This is a genomic window from Rhodococcus sp. 14-2470-1a, from assembly GCF_002259425.1.
In the GTDB taxonomy this organism is placed as follows: Bacteria; Actinomycetota; Actinomycetes; order Mycobacteriales; family Mycobacteriaceae; genus Rhodococcoides; species Rhodococcoides fascians_E.
Genome location: NZ_NPFZ01000022.1, coordinates 1 through 17,368 on the forward strand (window position 1 = coordinate 1; position 17,368 = coordinate 17,368).

The window sequence follows — 17,368 nt, forward strand, 5'->3', positions numbered from 1 at the left end:
CAGCCGACGACGAGGAACGCGCTCGCAGCAGCAGCAGCGATCGAGGCAATGACTTTGGTACGCATGAGGAAACTCCTTGCAAGAGTGAGTAGTACAGAGAATTGGATGTCGTTCGATCCGCCGACAGACACGCGTCTGCCGGGCTCCCTGTCACACTCGCAAGGTCACCGATCTGTCCAACTCCCATAACGTCCACGGCGGCGCACGCTCAAGCGTGGAGTCGGCCCGTCCAATGATCCGGTTCACCGATGTCGGCGCCAGGTCGAGGGCTGCGCTCATCGCCGGGACCGTCAGCGCGGGCCACGACACCGTCGTGCCGACGCAGGGATGCATCATCTGGTGCCCCGACGGGCAGTCATGTTCCCCGGTCATCACCGGAACCGTGGCGTCCGTGTGGGACGGTGCTGCGAACGAGGCATGGCCGCCGCTCATCGATGTGGACATCGAGCCGGTCACGGGCATCGACATCGGTGTCACCGAATGCATCAACAGGACACCGAACACCGTCAGTGCAATCAGTAAAGCTGCCGTCGGAGCTGTGCCCCGTCGACCGTGCCGATTCACTGAGTGCATGCGGCCGATGATACCAACATATACCCCCTGGGGGTACGCCTGTCTCGTCGCGTTCGGTCGTCGAAGCATTTCGTCATGTCTTCGAGGTGTCGAGTCCGAGATCTGTTGCGCGGTTGTAGTCGTCGTCGATGAGCACCACGCTGCGATGTTCCCGGTCGAGTAGTGAGGCCGCGATCGAGGCGCGATAGCCGGAGGCGCAGTGCACCCACACTTTGCCGTCGGGAACTTCTGCGAGTCGGTGCGGCAGTTCGTGGAGGGGAATGTTGATCGCACCGGGGATGTGGCCGTCCGCGTATTCGGACTGTTGACGGGTGTCGAGCACTGCAATGTCCGAGTCCTCTGCGGCGAGTCCGGCGAAGTCGGACACTTCGTAGGACCGTACGCGCCCGTCGCTGGCGAGCGAATGAATCTCTCCGACAGCGGAGCCGGAGGGGTGGTCGATGCCGATACGTGCCAACTCCCTTGTGGCCTCGTCGATTTGATCGGATGTGTCGCCGATCAAGGTCAGCGGCGCACCCCACTGGTAGAGCCAGCCGAGGTAGGTGACGAATGTCGTCGACAGCTCGAAGCCGAGGGAACCGTCGAGATGTCCGGCAGCGAAGGCGGTGCGTGCGCGGAGGTCGACGACCCATTGTCCGTCGTCGATGCGGCGGCGTAGTTCGTCGGGGTCGACGGGTTCTGGGGTGGACAGGTCGATCGGTGCGGGGCCTTCGGTGTTGATGACGCCCATGTGGGCGTAGTACGCGGGGTAGGCCGACAGTCCTGCGATCAACTCGTCGACGTAGGTTTGTTCGTCCTGGGTCAGCGCGGGATTGGACTGTTGCTGTTCACCGATGGTCGACGAGTCGCCGCTGGTGGGGGTCGCGGAGCAGAAGCTACCGAATCCGTGGGTGGGGTAGACCTCGACGTCGGCGGGGAGTTCGGCGGCGATTCGACGGACCGAGTGGAACTGGGCATGGGTGAGCTCGTCGGTGTGTTCGGAGCCGAGTAGGTCGGTGCGGCCGGTGGATCCGTAGAGCATCGAGCCGCCGGTGAAGATCGCGATCGGTTCGTCTCCGAGTTGCAGTACGTAGCTGACGTGATGATGTGTATGGCCCGGGGTGTGCATGACCTGAAACGTCGCCGATCCCGCGTCGACGACATCGCCGTCCCCCACTGCCCGTCGCTCGAATTCGACCGGGTCACCCTCGGGCACAACGTATTCGGCTCCGGTGGCGCGTGCGAGTTCGAGTCCGCCGGTGACGTAGTCGTTGTGGATGTGGGTTTCGAGTACGTGGGTGATCGCGGCGTTCTTCTCCGTGGCCAGTGCCAGGACGCGGTCGATGTCACGTTGGGGATCGATCACGACGGCGATGCCGTCGTGGCTGATCAGGTAGCTGCGGTCGCCGAGGCTCGACGTTTCGATGATGGCGATGTCTGGATCGGTGGTGCTCACGGGGTACTCCTACGGTGTAATCGGGTCGGCCTCGTTTCTGACGTGAAACGTCCTCGTTCAGGCCAGTGCGAGGAAGAGCTTTTCCAGTTCTGCTTCGGTCATGGGCTCTTTGTTGTCTGCGGTGTCGCCGGTCATGCATTCACGAAGGCCGGTGGCCACGATCTTGAATCCGGCTTTGTCGAGGGCGCGGGAGACGGCGGCGAGTTGAGTGACGACGTCTTTGCAGTCGCGTCCGTTCTCGATCATGCCGATCACACCGGCGAGTTGGCCGTGTGCGCGGCGCAGACGGTTGAGTACCAATGCGATGCTGTCTTCGTCGCCGATCATTGCGGTCTCCTGAGGGTGTGTGATGGTGGTAGTCCTTCCAGATTACCCCCGGGGGCATCGGTTCGGTGTGTGCAGTCGGTCATGAAAGAACGAGGGTGTCGACAAGTACATAGCCCGCGACGGCGAACACCAGGTAGGCGAACCACGTGCGCAGCTTGTCGGTGTCGATGCGTGTGCTCAGTTTTCCGGCGACCAGCGAGCCTGCGATCGCCGCACCGGCGAACGCGGCTGTCAGTGGCCAGTTCCCGCCGAGCCCGTCGGCCTGAGCGATCAGTCCGGCGGCGGAGTTGGCGACGATGACCACCAGCGACGTTCCGACAGCGACACTCATCTCGATTCCCAGCAACAGCACCAGAGCGGGGATGATCAGAAATCCTCCGCCGACGCCGAACAGTCCGGTGAGGACACCGACCCCGAACCCGGTCGGTATGGACCGTGGTGCGCATCGCCGCCAATCGATCCCGGAACTTCCTGTCTTGCAAGCGGTTCCGACATCGTCGGTGCTGCGCAGCATCCGCGCCCCGGCGATGATCATGACGATCGCGAAGCCGATCATCACTGCGGCCTCGGGCAGATGCCTGCCCAGGACGCTGCCGACCAGCGTGCCGACGATACCGGTGGCCGCGAAGATCGCCGCCAGTCGCCATTCGACGAGCTTCGCCCGCACCTTGGGGATGGCCCCGGTCGCCGAGGCGACACCGATCACCAGCAACGATGTCGGTATCGCCTCCGACAGGTCCATTCCCAGGGCGTAGACGAGAACCGGGACGGCGAGGATCGACCCGCCGCCTCCGAGGAGACCGAGCAGGATGCCGACGGCGACGCCGAGGACCAGTGCCAGCGTCAGGGTCATCAGCTGTGGGCTGCGTCCTGGCCACCGAGTGCGTCGATGGCGGCCTGGAGCTTGGTGGTGGCCTCGGCCGCGACGTCGGACAGTGCTGGCTCGCCGGTCGCTTGGACCATGATGTCGGGGTTCATCGCTTCGACAATGACCGATCCGGAAGCGGAGGTGTCGGCGCGGACGACGACATTGCACGGCAACAGCAAGCCGATCTGGCGCATGACCCCGACGGCGCGGTGCGCGAGGGACGGATTGCAGGCACCGAGGATCAGATACTGCTCCATGTCCTCGCCGAGCTTGGCCTTCAACGTGGCCTGCATGTCGATTTCGGTGAGAACACCGAAGCCCTGATCTGCGAGGGAGGCTTTGACGGCGTCGACTGCGGTGTCGAAGTCGGTGTCGGTCAGAGTGGTCGAGAGTGCGATGTTCATAAGGGAAGTTCCTTTCGGTCGTCGAACTGCGGTGATCTGGGCCTACCCGATTCGGGGCTGGCGAATACTCGGCACGCCCACCCTGGTGAGAAGCGCGCTGGCCGGGCACCAGCCGACCGCTGCGTAAAGGGCGAGGTTCGCGGCAGCGAACGCGCTGAGCAGTCGCCACTGCGGTGCGTGGAGTTCGCCGAGGGCCAGGCCGGTGGCGGTGACGCCGGCGGCGAGGGCGGGGACGATACGTTCGATCGGCCAGCCCGCGAACGCGGACGAGCGAGTGGTGTTCGGATCGATCATGATTGCTCCGTTCGGGTTGTAAGGGTGGTCAGTGCGAGAAGCTGATCGAGGGCAACACCTTGCGCAGCCAGGCCGGTGACCACCATGCGGCGTGTCCGCTCAAACGCAGCAGGACCGGCAGCAGGATCAGCCTGATCAAGAAGGCGTCGAGCAGTACCGCGACGCCGAGGATGATGCCCATCTCCTTCGGTGGGAGCGGATCGGAGAGTGCGAAGGTGAAGAACACTGCGACCATGACCGCGGCGGCGGCGAAGATGACCCGGCCGGAGTGGGCGAGGCCGTCGACCTGAGCGGCTTTCGGGTCCCCGGTCTTCTCGTAGTGCTCTTTCGCGGTGGCGAGCAGGAACACTGTGTAGTCCATGGCGATGGCGAAGATCATCGCGAAGAAGAACACCGGACCCCAGCCGTCGAGGAAGCCTTGCGGGGTGAATCCGAGCAGTGATGCGCCGTGCCCGTCCTGGAAGATCAGCTTCGCGACCCCGAACGCTGCGGCGGTCGAGAGCAGACTGACTGCGGTGCCGAGGATCGCGATCAGCGGTGCTTGGAGTGCGACGAGCAGCAGGATGAAACCGAGCGCCAGAATGATACCGATCACCAGCGGTAGGTAGTCGTTCAGTGCTTGCTGCAGATCGAGGTTCTCCGCTGGGGCACCGCCGACCAACGCCGACTCCGGGAGTTCGGCGCGCAGGTCACCGAGGATGGTGCCCATTCTCTCGTCCGAGGGGTCAACGGTGGGAAGTGCTTGTAGCAGTGAGTAGTTCGACCCATCGGCTGCAGGCTGGGGCGGAGTGACCATCGAGATCCCGTCGACGGTACTGGCTGCCGTGGCGGTCGCGGCGGCATCCGCGGACGGGACGACGATCTGCAGTGCGCCGGGTGCGCCGGCACCGAACTGGGCCTGGACGAGCTCGTAACCCTGACGGACTGGTGCGTCCTCTGGCACGACGGCGATCGAGGGCATCGCCACTTTCAGTCCGAGGACCGGAAGGGCCAGCGCAATGAGGATGCCGACGGAGACCAGAGCGAACGGCCAGGGGTGCTTGTGGAGCAGTTCACCCCAGGCTGCGAATTTCGGGGAGCGGTGCTGCTGGCGCTTGGCGTAGGGCAGGGAGGCGGCGTTGACCTTGGAACCGAGTGCACCCAGGGTTGCGGGGAGCAGGGTCATGGTGGCGATCAGCACGAAGGTCACGGCGAGCATGATGCCGACGGCCATGGTGCGCACCGCCGGTGCGGGAACGAGCAGGACGGCCGAGAGGCTCACCAAGACCGTCAGACCGGACAGGACCACGGCTTTGCCTGCGGTGTCCATGGTTTCGGCGACCGCGGCACGTGGATCGGCGTTGCGCAGTGCGTCGCGGAACCTGGCGACGATGAACAGGGCGTAGTCGATTCCGAGGGCGAGGGCGAACATCATCGCGAAGTTCATCGCCCACACCGAGATCGGCGTGACGCCGTTGAGCAGAACGAGTCCGCCTGCGGATGCGACCAGGCCGGCAACGGTGAGTAGCAGCGGCAATCCCGCGGCGACGAGGGAGCCGAACGCGAGCACCATGATCGCCAAAGTGACCGGCCAGGAGAACAATTCGGCCTGAATCATGGCGTCGTGGTTGGCCTTGTTGAAGTCCGACCACAGTGCGGAGGATCCGGTCGGGTAGACCTCGATGCCGTCGCCGGAGAGTTCGGTCAGCTCGCCCTTCACCTCGTCGACGGCCTTGACCATGTCGTCGGTACTCGCGTTTGCGCCGGCGATCAAGATGCCGGTGTGACCGTCGGGACTGATCGTCATGCCCGGCTGGGGGGCGATGACCTCACCGAAGCGAGTGTCACCGTCGAATACGGCCGCGACGTCGGTGAGTGTCTGCTGCATCGCTGCGTCTTCGATCGTGGCGGTGTCGGAGTGAACGACCACCTGCACTGCTGCAGAGGAATTGCCGCCGAAATGCTGCTGGGCGAGCTCGCGGACCTGGACGGATTCGGAACCGTTGGCCTGCCAGCCGGCCCCGGCCAAGGATGAGAACACCGATGGTGCAGCCGATCCCAGTGCAACGAGGGCGATCAGCCAGATGCCGAACACCCACCGGCGGCGGGCGACCATCGTGCTTCCCAGGCGGCCTAGTGCGCCGGGTGCCGGTGGCCGATGGCGGTCGTGGCGGCCGGTGGCCGCCGCGGTAGCGGGCTTGGTCACAATTGCTTCTCCTAATACGGGTGGGGGTATTCAGAAGTGTTGAAGACGCCCAGAGATTCCTGCGAAATGCAGTGGAGTGCTGTTGGGGTGGGGGTCAGCGACGAAACAGGGAACGAAAGAAGTTGTCGCGTGTAGCTGGGGCGGGTGTCTCCATGGAGCAGGAGCACTGCTGCGACCGCGGAACGTTCTTCATGACGCTGTCGACATGTCGACCGCAGCCAGCCCAGGTGGTCTTACCGCATGCCGGGCACGGGACGGGGTAGCACATGGCGGTCCTTTCTGGCGGGTACATCACTACTGTGACACATACCTAGGGGGGTATGCAAGTACCCGTGGGGGTATGAGGGAAGGGGTGGGCCGGAGCCGATCGGTAGACGGCAGTGGTTTTGCCGGATCCAACGCGAGGCTGTGCTGGCGGCCGCAGGAGGCGTTTGATGGTCGCCAGTCTGCGAATGCGGTTGTCCCTCAGGGGTTGATGCTCCACCCACGCGCGAGTTGCGCCGCTATCGTCCGCGAGTTTCTGTGAACCCGCGCAGTTGCGTCCCGCTTCCATTCCCACACTCAGGCCGGTCCGGACGGGAGCGGCCCAGCGGTGGCGAGCATTGGAGACAACGGATTTGGGGGCATCGACGATGAATGCCCGCGTCGGGGATGCTCCCTACAGATTCACGAGTTCATGCTCGTTTCACCTCTGCGGCGAAATGTGCGAAGCCCGGTCAGAATTGCGGCCGCAGCAAACAAGCCAGTAGCCACCCATGGCCAGACCGCAAACTCACCGCCCTGAGCTCGAATCACCGCGACAACGGCCCACAGCAACGCCAGCGCCGACCAGAAGAAAATCCACTTTTTCCCGCTCGGAAAATTCACCGTCAACTCCTCGGACTCTAGAGGGAACTCGAGCACCGGTAACACTGAATTGAGGTCGTTCCGTCACAACAAGCGGACGCTGATGCGATTGCGCCTCCGCAGGACACGGCGAGGCAGAACCCACAAGACAAAGGGCTGCCTGCGCACGAGGCGACACATGCCGCGCACCCGAGTGTGCTCAAGATACAGCCTGCATTGATGCTGGAGTTGCATACAGGCACTTCCCGCGTCGAAAAATCTCCCGGACCGCCGGAACCCACGCATCCGGTACATGACGAGCCGGTTGTGGCTGCCCGTTCGAGGTTGCCGGTTCCGGGTTGTTCACCGTTGTGACTTACACCGAGCACAGTCAAACCCTCGCCGCTCGCACCGTCGCCGAACTGGAGAGCCTCCGCTCCACGATCTGCGGTCGCCGCTGAGGACGTTTCATAAAGCCGATATATTTGGCTACTTGTATTGTCAGCGATTGCCAGCGTTGTACCACTCTCGTCGAGACTCATACCGAATACCCAACGTTGGCTTGCGGGGTACTCGGATCCGCTATCGGTGACCCACCACGAACTCGGGTCGCTACTTGCGGTGCTGATCTCATCGAACAAGCCTGTCGGATCGAGGATCCGGCGCGAATCCGGGGCGTTGAGAATCCTATTGACGTCGTCCGGGTTGATTTCGGAATAGGTCAATTGTTTGGATGTCGCCTTCGGCAGTGCCCGAGACGGCGTTCGAGCGGATGCTATCGGGCTCAGTAGCGTCAAGCCTGCTACGGCAGCCGCAACGCCTCCCAAAAATCTTCTTCGACCGTGCGTGGCAGTCTTGTCGAACCGTCTGTTGCGCGCGGGCATCTCTTCGCCGATAACCTGAAGTGCTTGCATCGAGCGTTTGACACCGAATTCACGAGTGAGGCGGGGTCCCATCCTTACACCCGCCCACCCACGAACTTGCCCGCTCGGTTGCAACTCAATGAGGGTAGGAGCCCACGGCGGGGTATCCCCGAACACCTCGCGGCGCTCGTCCCACAACGAGGTCAACGGCTTGATCGTCAGTTTCGAGCCCAGCAGATCCTGTATACGTGCGCTTGCCCGAGAGCACGATCCGCACGAGGCGTCGTATCCAAGTATCAATTGCGACATGCATCACCCCTGCTGTGGTGGCCTGTACACGGCTGAAACCGAGATCCTGCGGGCGATATCCGGTATCGAACGCGGACGGCTGGGCCGTGAGGCGGTAGCTGCACTCATCCACATCCCCCGCCAGACCGAGCGGTTTATTTCCGTCAGTGAAACATGGTTCGTTTGCACACGCAACCGTTCACGGGCCAGTCCCAGACCGCATGGACGACGGGTGATTGCGTTCAGCATCAACTGCGCGACCAGTTCCATGCCGAATGAAAGTCGCTCTACAGCAGAGATTGTCATGGTTCGCGGGCATCGTATGATACGGCCGACTCGGGTGGGCGGGTGCCGCGCACGTCGGCGGAATACGCGGAGTATCGACGATGATCGCTGTGGGATTCACCGCGTTCGGGCCGCTCGCACTGTCAGTGGGCCATGACGTGGCAGGGAGCTACACCCCGTCGTCCTCGCATTCGCGGTGATTCCCGCAGCGGTGGCAGTGCTCGTTGCACTCACACCGGTACCCTCGCTTACCCTCAGGGCCGAATGACTTTGCCACTGTTGTTATCTCACGTTCGGGCGCGGCGTGAGATCGCCTGCAGCAGGGGCTCGCGTGAGCAAGATGATCGCAGCCGTTGCTGCCAGTGCGGCCACCATCATCAGATACGGTGCTCGTTCGTTGTGGGAGATCGTGGTCGCGGCCGCTGCAGCGGACAGTCCGACCGCGCCGCCGAATTGTTTGGCGGTGTTCATCAGGCCCGATGCCGCCCCTGCTTGCTCTGTCGGTACTCCCGAGGTCACGACAGTAGCGAGTGGCGTATTCATCAGGCCTCCACCGATTCCGATGATAATCGAGGGACCGGCTACGGCACTCCAGAACGCACCTGTCTGCGCGTCCGCGATCCACCACACCCCCGCCGCGGCAACCGCAGCCCCGGTGAAGATCAGTATGCGGGCACCGATGTGGTCGAGAAGTCGAGGCACGAGCGCAAGGTTCACCGCCATCAGCGATACCGTCAATGGAAGGAACGCGAGACCTGTCTGGATCGGGCTGTACTGCCAGTCCTGCTGCAATCGGAACGTCAGGAAGTACCAGATACCCACCTGGAAACAGACCGCGGTCAGCGCCGTCGCAGTCGTCCCCAAGGCTATGTTCCGTCGACGCCACAGACTCGACGGGATCAACGGTGACTCACTTCGTCGGTCCAGACGCATCCAGGTCGCGGCCGAGGCGACACCGATCGCGAACGCCGCCAGCACAGGACCGGAGAGTCGGCCGTCGTCGGCGAACATCGACAGCGAATACACGACCGAACCGAATGCGAACATCGATGCTGCCGCCGACGACCACCTCACCCCGGTGCCAGCGACCGGTCCTCGTGCGGCGAGCAGGCGGCGGGCGGCGGCGGCGACGAACATCCCGACCGGCACATTGATCAACAGCACTGCACGCCAGGAGAACACTTCGGTCAGTGCACCGCTGAGGATGTTGCCGACCCCGCCGCCTGCGACACTGACCGCAGTCCACAGGGCGATCGCCCGAGTCCGATCAGGGCCCTCGCGAAACGTCACGGTCAGCAACGTGAACGTGGCCGGAGACAACGCTGCAGCAGCCATTCCCTGGCCTATACGAGCAGCGACCAGCATCGGTCCGGTCACAGCCAGGCCACCCAGGATGCTGGCGCACGTGAACGCGACCGTGCTCCACAACACGACCCGAGCCGCACCGAACGAGTCCGCCAGCCGCGCGGCCGCCAACAACGCTCCCGCGAACGCCACGCTGTACCCGGTGGCCACCCATGACGTCATCGCAGTACCCAGACCCAAGTCGTCCTGGATGGAGGGCAGTGCCACATTGACGACCGACACGTCCACCACGACGACGAGTTGAGCGATCGATGCGACCCACAGAGCACGACGCGAGCTCATCTTCCCCCCTTTGATACATCCGTATAAGTGATACGAATGTATCAAGGACGGGAGGTGTGTGGAATGGCCACCGAGGAACGAACAACGCAGATTCTCGACGCGGTCGAACGACTACTGGCCCGCGGAGGACTCGACGCGGTCACCATGCGTGCCGCCGCGGCCGAAGCAGGTGTCTCGCTCCGGCTGGTGCAGTACTACGGCAACAGCAAAGACGAGCTCCTCCACTCGGCACTCAGCCGGCTGTCCCGGCGCAGCGTCGAACGGTGGCAGCACGCCTCTGCGGACCCGAACCCCTCGATCGAGGAGTTCCTTCTCGAAGCCCTACCGACCGACGACGCCAGCCGCTCGCTCCACCGCGTCGGGGTGTCGCTCGAACTACTTTCCATCACAACCGAATCCCTAGTCGCCGATGCGTATCGCGCGCACCTCACAGCGATCCATGACCACCTCACCGATCTGTGCCACACCCGAAGCCCGGGCATCAGCGGACGTCGGGCGACGGATCTGGCAACGGAGTGCATGGCGTTCATGCACGGACTGGGGTCGCTGGTCATGGCCGGGCACACGACACAACAGCAAGCGCGCATCTGTATCACCGACTTCGTCGCACGCCTGAAGTAGTCAGGGGCCTGATCAGCGATCGTCGGCAGTCGCCACGCGGAGCGTTGACCGCGTCCGATGGAGCTCCGGATGTCGGCTGATCGTGACTCTCCGGTCGAGCAGTCACGGCGGTGATCGTTCAACTGCCCGAACCGAAATATCTGCGAACGCACAGCCGGAAGGGCCGCGGATCGAGTTATCCACAGGGTAATGTCCACCGCGCGGTATTTTCGTGCCCAAATCTCGTCCGACAACGACAACCCGGCTCCCGATTCGTGAGGCCGGGTTTTTTCGTGCCCGTTGTCGGGCCGCAAGCTCCTGCCCCGAGAACGCGGCAGGTCACGCTGGCACTTTAGCGCCAGCCATTCCACCCCAGAAGCGGAGGTGGCGTCATGGACCTCGTCCTGAACGCTGTTCTGCTCGGCGCAGTCGCCGGAGTTCTTCGCGAACTTCGGTTGCTGCTGCCCTTGGTCTCGGACCGGGCGTGCACACGCCAAGTCCGACTCGCCAAGGCACACCGCAGACAGCGCTAGCAACAACACCCATCGCCCTTACCTGGGAGAAGTCTGTCCAAAATCCGCGACAAAACCCCAGGTCGCCTCGAACAGCGCGGTAATTCCCTCGAATCGCGGCGATGTGCTTATCAGCCGTTGCCTACTGAAAAGGGCGCACTGAGGTGTGTGGCGATACCTATCAGAATCCGATCTCGTCACCCCTTCTCGGGAGGTGCGTGACGGCAGCGGCAGCGTCGAGCTGCCGCCGCAGGGAACGGTTGTCGATGGAAAGGCGCTGGATACTCGACATCGCCAGCGTGAGGTCATCGGTGAGTTGTCGGTTCCGTTGCCGAAGTCGAACAATGTCCGAATCGACCTTCAGAGGGTCTACGGCAGGTGCAGTCGATGCCGGGCCCGAGGCACGCAGCCGATCGACGATGTCGGGGTAACGCCGCCGAAATGTGGTGTTCGCAAGACCCAGGTGCCGCGCCAAGGTCAGCACCGACGGTGTGCGGCCGGCGGCGGCTTCGAGGCGCTCGATCGCTTCGTCGATGAGCGCTGCATCCGATTGATCTGCTTGATCGGTCATCGTTTCGGGTTGACCGTCTGGGTGCGGATCGGTGCCGGGTCGGGATCTACGTAGAGGTCGAGGAAGTTGGTCAGTCGGCTCAGTCGCTCACGTAGTCGGTGCACCAAGAGCGGCGGAAGGGTTGTCCCGGTGGCCAGTTCTTGCTGCAACGATCGATGTTCGGTGCGTAGCGCGTCGATGTTGTCTGCGGTCAGTGCAACGTTGCTGCAATCCAAGGGCTGGCAGTGACCGAGTTGTGGTCGACTGTTGCCTCCCTGATCCGGACGGGGCTGGCACATCGCTTTGTCCGGATCGAACACGCACAGTGCGAACGTGCCGGGATAGATGGCGGGCTCAGATCGCTTCATCAGGCGCTTGAGGCGAGTGCCGTCGGTGACGACTGCTCCAGCGAATGCAGCGGCAGTGGCGAACGCATCCAGTCGGCGGTGGGCGAGATCGGCAGCAGGACCGGTGACCGTGTGGGGATGGTCGGTGGCAATGCTCATCAAGTCTTCACCGCGAGCGAGAGCCTGTTCGGCTTCGACCTCGGCGCGGAACCCTGAATCCGAGGTGCCTGCGTAGCCCTCGAACATTTGAACGCTCAGATGGCGGTAGGCGATGGCACCGGCGATCGACCCACCCGGCCGGCGGGCAATGAACCATGCCAGCGTCCTGCGGAACTGGCGAGTACTCAGAACCCATTGCTGGCCGTTCACCAACGGAATCGATTCCGCAAGAGCATGTTCGGTGCAGTAAGAATTGATCCAGAGGGCGAAGCTTTTCAGTTGGCTGGAGGTGGCATTGGTGGTCAAGGCCCCGATTCTGGCGTCGTTTCGGGGGCGGATTTGCTCCGAGCCTGGCGGATGCGAGAACAGCAGATCCTGGCCGGGAGGGTGCATCTTCTCGAGGACCGCGATCGCCCTGGCGGCGGGAGCCCCGACGGTCCACTCGGCAGCGACTCCCCGAGGATCGGTTTCGCCCTTGAACGCCAGCCCGGTCAGTATCCACCGATAGGGGGTGCCGCCGGGATCGCGTGCGGTGCTAAGGCAACCGCGGCGTAGGTGTTTTATCTCGGCGTCCCGCATTCCGGAGAGGAACGCGATGACGATGTAGCAAGCGATGTGCAACATACGTTGTAGCTGCAGGTATCCGCTGCTGGAGTGCTGGTGCACGATGCCCGCGATCCACGGACGGCCGTGAAGTCGGCCCTCGATGGTCAGCGGTATCCAGGTGTGGTCGGTGACTCCGACTAGTGCCGCGCAGGCAAAGAGACGGTTGCGGATTGCTGGGTTGGTGTCGAGACCGTGTCTGCTCGTGCCGATCTCAGCGGCGATCTGTCGTAAGTTCGGGCGGCCTTGATGTCCGGGGAGCGGGTCGCCGTCGGCCTCGTGTTGCGCGAGGTAGTGTTCGAGCGCTTCGGCGGCACCGCTGTTGCGCCCGTACCGTCCGTTGGTGCGCTTGGATCGGTGGTGATCTCGGTGTGCGGCGGCGGTGAGGATGTCGCCGGAGAAGTCGTCGACGAAGCGGATCGCCCAGGTGATCAGCGGGCCCAGGACAGGTTCGGGGATGCGACCGGTGGCGTTCTCGGTGGCTCCAGTTTTGGACATGGTCCAGCCGTCGACGCGGCGCGGATCGAAGGTGAGCGTGTCGGTCAGGCATGTGCGATAACGCCAGAGCATGCATACCGCCCGTCGGGAGTTCTCGCGCGATCCGACTCCGACGGGCAAAGTCATCAAGTAGTGGTGGTAGTCGAGGACGTCGGCAGCGGTGAGCGAACTCAATGCCGGCGTCTGCTCTCGATCAGAGTGTGCCGGTGTGCGTTCGGCGAGCCAGTGCAGGAACTTGCGCACTTCGATGAAGGTGCCGCGGATTCCGACGGCAGACTGCCGCCGCTCGCCTGCGGGTAGCGGCCCGGACAGCATCGCCAGGCACAACTCTTTGGCCGGCAGACGGTAGCGGTCGGCGAGGGTGTCGAATGAGACGACCAAGGATCGGACATGTGCCTGTGCAACAGCAGGTTCCAATCGCCAGGCGTCGTCGCGGAATTGCGACGTCTCTGTGAGGGAGTAGCCGGGACGAAGCCACAAGCCGGCCAGGACGTGATGCTCGCCGAGTACCGGATCGGACAGGAGCGGGTCGCTAGCTGGTACCGGGGTGACGGCGATCGGGTTGCTCATGGGTGCTCCCAGGGGTCTTCGGCGAGTTCGAGGAGGCACTCGGGTGCCTCGTCTTTCGCCGAGTCGAGTTGTGCGGCAGTGAACTTCGGGTAGATGTCGTGGTGGATCGCAGTCCAGGTCGGCCCGTAGCGCGTCCACCAGGTCTGCTCGTCGAGTTCGGTGCGTCGCGTGGACAAGGTCGACGTCAGCGCGGTGATAGCGGGTAGATGCGTCGTGGTGACGACGCAGTTGCCGCAGTGGAAGCAGTCCAGGAACGACACCCGTCGACACGCACGTCCGGTGACAGGGTGCGCGGAGGAGTCGGCGCATGCTGTCCAGGCACCCTCCTCTCCTGCAGATGGTTCATCGGCGTCGGTGTCGGCGAGCACCTCGAGTTCCGTGACGCCGTGTTCGGCCAGGATGTGGGTATGTGCGGACAGGGCCGCTGATTCGGCATCGCGGAGAGCCTCGGACATCGTCTGGCGCGCCCACTCTTTGGCGGTGGGATCACCACGAAGGTAGTGGCTGAACAGCACTTCGACGCTGTTCGATCGGGCAGCCGAGGGCAGATGTCCACCGACGGATCGAGTGCGGCGTACTTCGACACTGGTGCGAACGCGGCGCATGTCCAGCCCCAGCGGTGCGCTGTGTCCGGAAACGTCTGGGTCGAAGTGCAGTTCTCGCAGTCTGCTCCATTTCGCGAAGGTGGCGCGGCCGGCGAGGGATTGCGCGAACGGGTTGTGATGTTCGGAGACGGTTCCACGATCGTGGTTGGTGTTGCGCCACGACGACCAGAGTGCGGCCGTATCGCTCAGTGCCCGTCCACGTTCCATGAGGCGGTGCAGCAGCAGGTACAGACCGCCGGGGGTGTGCAGTTCTCGGTGCGGCGGTCCGATTTCCCAGGTCACGGTGTCGTGCCATCGGTTCGGGCCGTTGCGTCGTTTGCTCAACTGGACTTCTACCGCTCGGTCACCGACGATCCGATGCTCGGCGGGTAGTTCTTTGAGGGCTTCGACGTTGCGGCCGGTGACTGCAACGAACAAGGTCAGCAAGGGTGCGAGATCGTCGCGTGTGACGAACAGCTGGCCGGCCCACGCTGTGCGGCGGTGACGGTGCGCGACGATTCGTCCGCCGGTCACCGGGACGATGCCGGTGGCCGCCATACGCGAGACCATGTGCTCGAACTCCGTCGACGGCTCCACACCTGACGCAGCCATAGCCGTGACTGCGTCGTTTCCTGCAGTGATGCGTCTACGAATTTGCGCGACGTCGGTACGAGCGGCATCGAGGATGCGCGCGAACTCGCCGTCGGAATACCCGGTCAGAGAAGTGAACGTGCCTTTCCCCGCCGGGGTGCTGAGATGGTCGAGCACCTCGGCATTGAGTTGGTTTGCTAGCGGAGGCAGCCGAAGAAGCAGGCGGAGCTCACTGAGTTCGGCTGTGCACGTGGCGACTGTTCGCGGGGTGTCGATCCTGGTGAGGAACATATCGACGTGTGCCACGGTCAAGTCAGCCGGTGCAGCGGGGCTGTTGTCGAGACTCTCGAGGAAACGCATTAGCCGTGCGGCAAACGAGAACACGGTCGTTGCCGAACTGTGGGTCCGTCTGTCGCCGGCAGGACCGATACGGAGCGCCAAGGCTTCCGCGACCGGAACGTGCCAGCTCGGCATGGCCAGGACCTCGACGTCGAACGTTTCGGTGCGTCCGTCGTCGCCGTGAAAGTCGACGACCAGAGACGAAACCGAGGACGCAACGGATGGCGGGGCGTAGCTTCCGGGCGTAGGAAGTGGGGCGTGCATCCCGGGGTGAGTTCGCGATTCGGTCACAGCACGACACCGCTGGCCGGGAGAGTCGTTACGTCGTCGGTACTGGCCGGGTCCGGGGTGAAGACGTCCCAATCATCGGGCACAAGTGCCATTCTCGTCTCCATCTCGAGTTCGGCGAGTGCGTGAAGGTAGATCTGTGTGGTCACCACGGATCGATGACCGAGTCGGCGCCGTACCCAGTCGAGCGGGTCGCCGAAGATGCGGGTGTAGTGCCCGCGCTGCTCCGGTCCCAGCGCGCCGAGGGCAGCGATGTGACCGCGTTGAAGCTGTTCGAGGGTGATGACGGCGAACGTGTGCCTGAGCATGTGGGCGTGCGCTGCCAGCGGGACACCGGCGCGCTGGCAGCGGGTGTTGGCCTCGGCGAACATCTTCTTCCAGGCGGCAACCGACAGTGGCATACCGTGCTCGCCGAGCCAGAACGCGGCGGGTTCGAGACCGCCGGGGCGCGCGATCAACAAACTTTGTCGCTCCGACCAATTCAGTTCCGAGACTTTAATGGTCCGTTTCAGTGCTGCACCCGTGATGTGCGTGGCGATCGCATGTTCCGGATCTTCCACCACCAGAGGGTGCCGGATGCGCTCGTACCGTTGCTTTTCCTGGGCTGCGGCGATGACGTTGGCTCGGTCGAAGGCACTGTAAGTAGCCAGATCACGGACGAGGGATGCCGGGACGTAGACCCACCGTGCGGAGCGGCCTTTTGCAATAGCACCGGGAAGCCAAAATCGTTGATAACCATTCTGATTCGTATCGATGTGTGGAAGCTCCAGCACGGTGAGAGCAGATTGTTCCGAGATCCGAAGTCCTGTCCGGACCATCACGTCGCAGTAGGTCGCGTTACGCCCCGACCACCGGCCACGAAAACCTTCTCGCGGCATCCCCCAGCTGTCGAATCCGCGAATACCGACGTCGCGCCATCTGCGATAGTCGGCAAGGGGGAGCCATTGGATGCGGTCCCGGCCGCCGTCGTGACTGTAGGTCGCCGGGCGGAGCTCGTCGGACCGCCGCGAGACCGCGTAGCCGGTGTGTGCAGGAGCGGGCCGTCGCCAGGTCTGGGGGATCGGATTGACTGGAACGTGGCCGGCGGCGTGTGCCCAGCGGTAGAACCTGTTCACTGCCGCCACTTCACGGTTCCATGTGTTGCCGGACACGCGTGGGCCGCGGGGATCGTGTCGACGCCAATGCAGATACGAGAGGTGATCACTGTCGGTGATGTCCCGCCAATGACGTTTGCAGTCAATGTGGTTGATGAAAGTGGGGAAGCTCGCGAGGTCGCGTGCGTACCCGATCTGTGTCGTTGCGGCCATGGTGACCATCGCTGTGGTGCGAAAGAAATCGTTCAGGTCGGTGTCGTAGTCGAAAGCGGGCGAGAGCAAGAAGGGAGTGCCCTGAGTCTGGCGAGTCTCTGCGAGCCAGTCCGTCCAGTCATCGGCGCGGGTGCGGTTGTCTGCAGTAGGTGAAGAGCGGGAATTGGGTAGCTCTGCGGCAGTAGTGCGAACATGCCATCGGCTGCTTGTCATCGCCGCTCATGATCCGGTCAGTGACCGAGTATGCACAAGCTTGCGTCGGATTCTCGATCTTGACGACCGTCGCACCGAAGTCTGCGAACATCTGCGCTGCGTAGGCACCGGCGAGAACGTGCGAGAGATCGAGCACCACCACGCCGGACAGTGATCCTGCGTTGCCTACCTGAGGGAAAGTCATAGAACTACTCTTTCTATATCAGTACTACA

Annotated in this window: 16 protein-coding genes; 2 read left to right on the plus strand and 14 right to left on the minus strand. The window is 63.4% G+C overall.

What is annotated here, in order from left to right; all coding sequences use genetic code 11:
• Positions 1 to 150: 150 nt before the first annotated feature.
• From CH292_RS10760 to CH292_RS10810, 9 genes are all read right to left on the minus strand, one after another.
• On the minus strand, positions 151 to 573 hold the full coding sequence (locus CH292_RS10760; protein WP_027494146.1) for a DUF6153 family protein: 423 nt from the start codon (positions 571 to 573) through the stop codon (positions 151 to 153).
• A 73-nt stretch (positions 574 to 646) separates the two neighbouring features.
• Positions 647 to 2,008 carry a rhodanese-like domain-containing protein gene (locus tag CH292_RS10765; RefSeq protein WP_008720030.1) on the minus strand — a complete coding sequence of 454 codons (1,362 nt, stop codon included), beginning with the start codon at positions 2,006 to 2,008 and terminating at the stop codon, positions 647 to 649.
• Positions 2,009 to 2,065: 57 nt separating this feature from the next.
• A complete protein-coding gene (locus tag CH292_RS10770; protein ID WP_027494148.1) occupies positions 2,066 to 2,335 on the minus strand; it encodes a metal-sensitive transcriptional regulator in 270 nt (89 codons plus the stop codon).
• Between the two features lie 79 nt (positions 2,336 to 2,414).
• Complete coding sequence (locus CH292_RS10775) at positions 2,415 to 3,188, minus strand: sulfite exporter TauE/SafE family protein (protein WP_027494149.1); 774 nt, start codon at positions 3,186 to 3,188, stop codon at positions 2,415 to 2,417.
• Positions 3,188 to 3,607: a DUF302 domain-containing protein gene (locus CH292_RS10780; RefSeq protein ID WP_027494150.1), complete on the minus strand. Its 420-nt coding sequence runs from the start codon at positions 3,605 to 3,607 to the stop codon at positions 3,188 to 3,190. The genes CH292_RS10775 and CH292_RS10780 overlap by 1 nt, the downstream gene beginning before the upstream one ends.
• A gap of 42 nt (positions 3,608 to 3,649) precedes the next feature.
• Positions 3,650 to 3,901, minus strand: a complete 252-nt coding sequence (locus tag CH292_RS10785) for a YgaP-like transmembrane domain (protein ID WP_027494151.1) — start codon at positions 3,899 to 3,901, stop codon at positions 3,650 to 3,652.
• A gap of 28 nt (positions 3,902 to 3,929) precedes the next feature.
• Entirely contained in the window at positions 3,930 to 5,996 is a 2,067-nt protein-coding gene (locus tag CH292_RS10790) for an MMPL family transporter (RefSeq protein ID WP_027494152.1), read from the minus strand.
• Positions 5,997 to 6,752: 756 nt separating this feature from the next.
• The gene (locus CH292_RS10800; protein ID WP_141216650.1) at positions 6,753 to 6,953 is read right to left on the minus strand and encodes a hypothetical protein; all 201 of its coding nucleotides are present in this window, start codon (positions 6,951 to 6,953) and stop codon (positions 6,753 to 6,755) included.
• 1,676 nt (positions 6,954 to 8,629) lie between these two features.
• A complete protein-coding gene (locus CH292_RS10810) occupies positions 8,630 to 9,994 on the minus strand; it encodes an MFS transporter (RefSeq protein WP_094654713.1) in 1,365 nt (454 codons plus the stop codon).
• A 63-nt stretch (positions 9,995 to 10,057) separates the two neighbouring features.
• On the opposite strand from CH292_RS10810, the gene CH292_RS10815 reads away from it, so the two are divergent.
• Together CH292_RS10815 and CH292_RS28880 are read left to right on the plus strand one after the other, a co-directional pair.
• Positions 10,058 to 10,615 carry a TetR/AcrR family transcriptional regulator gene (locus tag CH292_RS10815; RefSeq protein ID WP_032375864.1) on the plus strand — a complete coding sequence of 186 codons (558 nt, stop codon included), beginning with the start codon at positions 10,058 to 10,060 and terminating at the stop codon, positions 10,613 to 10,615.
• Positions 10,616 to 10,986: 371 nt separating this feature from the next.
• Entirely contained in the window at positions 10,987 to 11,127 is a 141-nt protein-coding gene (locus tag CH292_RS28880) for a hypothetical protein (protein WP_155290127.1), read from the plus strand.
• Between the two features lie 160 nt (positions 11,128 to 11,287).
• Here CH292_RS28880 and CH292_RS10820 read toward each other — a convergent pair whose 3' ends face one another.
• The 5 genes from CH292_RS10820 to CH292_RS29555 are packed head-to-tail and all read right to left on the minus strand — an operon-like array spanning position 11,288 to position 17,339.
• Positions 11,288 to 11,677, minus strand: coding sequence for a hypothetical protein (locus CH292_RS10820; protein WP_032375865.1), 390 nt, complete (start codon positions 11,675 to 11,677; stop codon positions 11,288 to 11,290).
• Positions 11,674 to 13,833 carry a hypothetical protein gene (locus CH292_RS10825; RefSeq protein ID WP_094654714.1) on the minus strand — a complete coding sequence of 720 codons (2,160 nt, stop codon included), beginning with the start codon at positions 13,831 to 13,833 and terminating at the stop codon, positions 11,674 to 11,676. Before CH292_RS10825 ends, CH292_RS10820 begins: the two co-directional genes overlap by 4 nt.
• Positions 13,830 to 15,638: a hypothetical protein gene (locus CH292_RS10830; RefSeq protein ID WP_032375867.1), complete on the minus strand. Its 1,809-nt coding sequence runs from the start codon at positions 15,636 to 15,638 to the stop codon at positions 13,830 to 13,832. Before CH292_RS10830 ends, CH292_RS10825 begins: the two co-directional genes overlap by 4 nt.
• On the minus strand, positions 15,635 to 17,011 hold the full coding sequence (locus CH292_RS10835) for a site-specific integrase (protein ID WP_256978030.1): 1,377 nt from the start codon (positions 17,009 to 17,011) through the stop codon (positions 15,635 to 15,637). Before CH292_RS10835 ends, CH292_RS10830 begins: the two co-directional genes overlap by 4 nt.
• 49 nt (positions 17,012 to 17,060) lie before the next feature.
• Positions 17,061 to 17,339, minus strand: a complete 279-nt coding sequence (locus CH292_RS29555) for a CoA transferase (RefSeq protein WP_094654716.1) — start codon at positions 17,337 to 17,339, stop codon at positions 17,061 to 17,063.
• Positions 17,340 to 17,368 lie beyond the last annotated feature (29 nt).